The organism is Rhodococcus sp. (in: high G+C Gram-positive bacteria) (assembly GCF_049286785.1).
Lineage (GTDB): Bacteria > Actinomycetota > Actinomycetes > Mycobacteriales > Mycobacteriaceae > Rhodococcus_F.
In genome coordinates, this window is sequence record NZ_JBAQEO010000752.1 from 1 (window position 1) to 4,946 (window position 4,946).

Sequence of the window (4,946 nt, forward strand, 5' to 3'; positions counted from 1 at the left end):
CATCAGTGCATCAGCCATCCGTAAATCCCTCTCGACCGTGTGGGCACGCCGAAGCACCGACATGCCAAAAGGGGGAAAGGCGGCTTCGTGGCCGCGAACTTGCTTGGATGAAGTTACCGACCGGGACCGTCATTTGCGCCAGGTGCGCAAGAGTCAATCTGGCACGACAGGGACAACGCACGCCGATCCGTGCAAGCAGAGAGACGCCGAGACCAGCGGAAATGTCTTTGTTGCTCAGGTTTCGGGAATTCCGGTCGAAGTCCTTGCCCAACTGGTAGAAGTGTCGTCATTCTTCTTCGCAACGTTGCAGTGCGCCGTATAGCCGAACTAGATCAGACCATCGAACACAGCCCGCGTCTTCTCATCCTCACCCGGCCACAGGTGCGAGTACACCGCCAGAGTCACCATCGGGCTTGCGTGCCCCAGACGGTTCTGCACCGTCGTGACAGACGCACCGGACGCAATCAGCGCAGACGCGAAGAAATGCCTCAGGCTGTGCCAGCTGTGACCACGCACCCCAGCATCAACAGCAACCGCACGCCACAGCTTCGCGATATGGGCTGACGACCACTGGCCCCCCTGTCCAGCCCTAAACAGAGGCGTATGCGACCCGTAGTCGTGCCGTTCGATATGCGCCCGCAGAACATCCAACGTCGAATCAGGCAACGGGATGGTGCGTCGTGACTTCTCTGACTTCAGTGGACGCCACCCGAAGGCTTTGTGATGCCCGTCAGCCTGTTCGGTGACATCCAACACCCGACGATCGAAGTCAACGGACCTCACGCGGAGACCCGCTATCTCCCCGGCCCGCAGCCCACTCGTCGCACCCAGCTCGATCATCGTCGCGAACGGTTCCTCCGCTGCATCGATGAGCGCCCGCACCTGGTCAATCTTCAGCACCTGGTGGGGTTCCACAGCCTGATTCGTCGTGCCCTTACGCCTCACACTCGTGACAGGGTTCCGGGGCAACTGACCCTGCGCCACCGCATCGTTGAAGACAGCGCTGAGCGTGCCCGTGAGAGTCCGTATCGAACTGTTCGACAGCGGTCTACCATCCGCCCACGGCCTGCCTTCAGCGAGCAACGTGTGCCAGTGCCGAACATCGTCGGATGTGACATCGCCCAGCTTCCGATACTGCAAGTCCCCCAGGTTCGCGAGCAGATGCGATCGCACGCCGCGCGTGGAATCGGTAGCCGAGTGCTCGATGTGGGCTTTAAGGACGACACCGAGCATCCTGTTATCGACACGCTTCCCAGTAGGGCTGAGCCCTTCACGTTCACGAATCCAGTCGCGGGCGTCACTTTGTTTGGCGAAGCTCTTGGACACCTCACGGCCACCGACGCGGACACGTGCAACGTATCTCGGCGCTTTCCCTTCGGTGTATGTCCGCTTCTGAATGGAGCCCATGCCAGGAGTGTATCGGCTTGCGGGGGACTCCCGCATATCCCCCGCGCGTCATCTAACATCACTGGTGTGAGTAGCGGAAAGGCAACAACGACCGATGCTCAATTATGCGGTTCAGCCAGCCAGAACAGCGTCTGCCATTGACATTAGTAACGATCTATGTATAGGGTCCACAGCAACATCGTGTAAATGAACTCAGCCATGGGGCCAGCCTAGTGGTGGTATACGTCGAACCCGCATTTGCACGGGTTCGGAGCCGATCAGGCGACGAGGGAGTCGGCGTCCGGAACAGCGGTCGCGTCCCCCACCGCGTCCGGCGCCGCTCGTCGCTCCCGCTCGACCGTGACGGTGCATCGGGACAGATCGGGTCCGATGGCGGTGGCCCGTAGTTGGAGATCGGACCGCGCGGTACCGTCCCGCGACGTGTATTCGCTGGTCTGCATCTCGCCGGTCACCATCACCGGATCGCCCTTCGCCAGTGACTGCGCCACCCCGGCCATCAACCGGCGCCGGCAGGTGACGGTGAGGTAGAGCGTGCTTCCGTCCCTCCAGTCGCCGGTCGAGAAGTCACGACGGCGAACAGTGCTCGCCATCCGGAAGCTGAGGAATTCCTCTCCGTCCGAGTTCGATCGTGTGACCGGAGCGGTGATGATCGTTCCGACGACGGTGCCGTGTGTTTCGTACATGCCGTTCCCCCCTGATTCGGTTCCAGCCCGATTGTTCGTTCGTCCAGCTTGACGCGACAGGATGCCGAATCCGGTTTCTCCGGGAATCTGTGGACAACTTCAGGGGATGGGGACAACTCGGCGAAAATGAGGTCTCCAGCTACAAACGTGTCGGTGGGGTGTGCTCGGACCGCTACTTCTCGGCCTCACGATCGCGGCGGGCGAGCTCGGCGAACATGGCGTTGTGCGCTGCCAGGTCGGCGCCGTCGTCACGCTCGGCGGCGCGGTCCACCCGGCGTGCGGTGCGGTCGTCGCTACGGGACCACTGGATGAGCAGGGCCATCATCACGAGAACGAGGGGGATCTCGCCGGTCGCCCACGCGATGCTTCCGCCCAGCTGCTGGTCGCCGACGAGGTCGGAGTTCCAGCCGAGTCCCAGCGAACGGTAGAACCACTCCCCCATCACCGCCCCCGTGCTCATCAGGGCGATGCCGAAGAACGCATGGAAGGGCAGGGAGCCGAACACCATCGCGAGCTTGGTGACGGGCTGGAGTTGACGTGGCGCCGGATCGATTCCGATCGCCACCCAGTAGAAGAGGTAACCGCTGAGGATGAAGTGCACGTTCATCAGGATGTGCGCCGAATGCGAGTCGACGGACGCCCCGAAGATCCCGCCGAGATACAGCGCGTAGAAACCGCCCACGAACAGCACCGCCGCCACGATGGGGTGGGTGACGAAACGCGAATATCTGCTGTGCAGGGCTATCAGGATCCATTCCCGCGGGCCCGGCACCCCGTTCTTTCCTGCGGGATCGAGTGCGCGCAAGGCGAGGGTGACCGGGGCACCGAGAACCAGCAGGACCGGCGCGAGCATGGACAGCGCCATATGGGCTCCCATATGCACGCTGAACACCGCCGGTGCATAGCGTCCGACACCCGAGGAAGTCGCGAACAACAGCACCGCACATCCGGTCATCCAGGCGATGGTCCGGCCCACCGGCCAGCCGTCACCACGCCGCTTCAGCTTCCGCAGTCCGATCGCATAGACGACGGCCAGAACGATCGCCGCGGTGCCGAAGATCAGATCGAACCGCCAGTCCATGACGAGACGGGAGAACGTGGGCGGACCCGAGAGGTTGTAGCCCAGTTCCACCTCCGTGAGGGTGGGTGCCCTGTCCGGAGCGGGCGGAGGCGTCCGGCCCAGCCCCACGGCGAGACCGATCGTCGCCGCGAATACGAGGAGCTCGGCCCCGGCGAACCGGATCAGGTTTCCCCTGTTCTGCGGATCAGCGGCGAGAGCGGGCAGCGCCCGCCGCCGTTGCGCCCACCCGAACACACCCAGCCCGACGAGCGCGACGGTCTTCGCGACCACGAGCCGGCCGTAGGTGGTATCGACGATGTCACCGAACGGCACGCGGACCAGTGCATTCACCACGCCACTGACGGCCATCACGGCGAAACAGACCGCTGCAACCGCCGAGAACCTCCTGGCCGCGACATCGGTGTGGGCGCCGCGCCGACGTGCGTGGGCGAGGAGCGCAAACAGTCCGCCGGCCCACAGGGACGCCGCGACCAGGTGGAGAATGAGACTGTTGGTGGCCATGTCGTGCGAACCGCCCGAAGACGAGTGTCCGGTCAGCGCGAGTGGCATGAGTGCGAGCACAGCCACCGCCAGCAGGATCGGCGTCCACCACCACCGCAGGACGAGCCGTGCCGCGATTGCGAGAACGACGGCGATGATTCCGGTCCAGCGCCACGCACTGGCCAACTCCACCTGACCGATCGAGTTGAAGATGTTGTCGGGCTTGACCGCTTCACTGAAAGGTTGCCCGGAGGTATCCGACAGCGTGAGCGGGACGAGCACGAAGGCCGTCACCGCCCATACGATCGCCGCGTGCGAGGCCGTCCGGACGGCACGGTAGCCGTCCACGTCCAGCACCCCCGACTTCTGCGGTGGAACGAAGAACGCCGCCAGCAGCAACGAGCCGATGGTGATGACGGCGGCGATCTCCGACACGGCCCTGAGCGCGGGCAAACCGTAGGTGGTGATGGGGCCCGGATCCGGTATTCCCAGCAGCACCAGCGCCTGAGCAGCGGAAAGCCCGACCACGATCGCCGCGACGAGACCCGCGATGAGCCCACCGACGATGAACAGGACGGTGGAATCGTCCCGAGTGGGGGGTTTCGACGCCGAATCGGAAGCCGCGAGCTGGGGTGTAGCCATGGAACCAGGGTAGGACCTACGACGCGCCGTCGGAGACGCGAGGGTCCGACGTCGGCGGGCCGACGTCGATCGGCTGACGGCGCGGCAGGCACCCAGGTGATCTTGGACATCAGTAGCAACGGGTAAGATTTTCTGCGCGCCTCCGTAGCTCAGGGGATAGAGCAAGAGCCTTCTAATCTCTTGGTCGCAGGTTCGAATCCTGCCGGGGGCACCACACTTCCCAGCCGGGCGCCGAACTTCGCTGTGGAGACCGGCCTCCCATCAGACGATGTCGCGTCGATGCAGCGCAGCGAGTCCGGCGACAACCAGCACCGCTGCGACACCGGTGCACACCAGCAGCGGTGTGGCGACAATCTCTCCGCCCGGGAGTTTGGGCATGTGAGTGAACGGGGACAGGTCCTGCACGGCGCGAGGCAGATCGAACAGGGCTCCGAACTCGCCGAGCAGCAGGAACGCCACGAGCAGCGACCACGCCACCGCGACGCCCTGCCGGGAGATGCCGTATGCCGCGACGGTCACCCCGGCGAGCACCCACACCGCGGGGGCCTGAGCCAGGGCGGCGACCAGCACCCGGCCGATCTGTGTGCTGTCCCCCGCCTGCGCAGCGTGCGCCACGCCCGCGGCGAGTCCGCCGACTCCGAGCAGGGCGGTGC

At 64.6% G+C, this 4,946-nt stretch carries 4 protein-coding genes, 1 tRNA gene and 1 pseudogene; 2 read left to right on the top strand and 4 right to left on the bottom strand.

The features are described 5' to 3' along the window. A partial coding sequence (locus WAW17_RS27275; RefSeq protein ID WP_422335987.1) for a hypothetical protein occupies positions 1-322 on the top strand: 322 nt, incomplete at its 5' end. Positions 323-327: 5 nt separating this feature from the next. On the opposite strand, the gene WAW17_RS27280 is transcribed toward WAW17_RS27275, so the two are convergent. From WAW17_RS27280 to WAW17_RS27290, 3 genes are all read right to left on the bottom strand, one after another. Continuing rightward, positions 328-1,326, bottom strand: a complete 999-nt coding sequence (locus WAW17_RS27280) for a tyrosine-type recombinase/integrase (RefSeq protein WP_422335988.1) — start codon at positions 1,324-1,326, stop codon at positions 328-330. A 338-nt stretch (positions 1,327-1,664) separates the two neighbouring features. Beyond that, complete coding sequence (locus WAW17_RS27285) at positions 1,665-2,090, bottom strand: single-stranded DNA-binding protein (RefSeq protein ID WP_422335989.1); 426 nt, start codon at positions 2,088-2,090, stop codon at positions 1,665-1,667. Between the two features lie 172 nt (positions 2,091-2,262). After that, entirely contained in the window at positions 2,263-4,293 is a 2,031-nt protein-coding gene (locus WAW17_RS27290) for a cytochrome c oxidase assembly protein (protein WP_422335990.1), read from the bottom strand. 138 nt (positions 4,294-4,431) lie between these two features. Here WAW17_RS27290 and WAW17_RS27295 point away from each other — a divergent pair. Then, positions 4,432-4,507 (top strand) — tRNA-Arg (locus WAW17_RS27295). A gap of 47 nt (positions 4,508-4,554) precedes the next feature. Here the strand turns inward: WAW17_RS27295 and WAW17_RS27300 are convergent. After that, positions 4,555-4,946: pseudogene (locus WAW17_RS27300) on the bottom strand (ABC transporter permease); the annotation flags it as partial.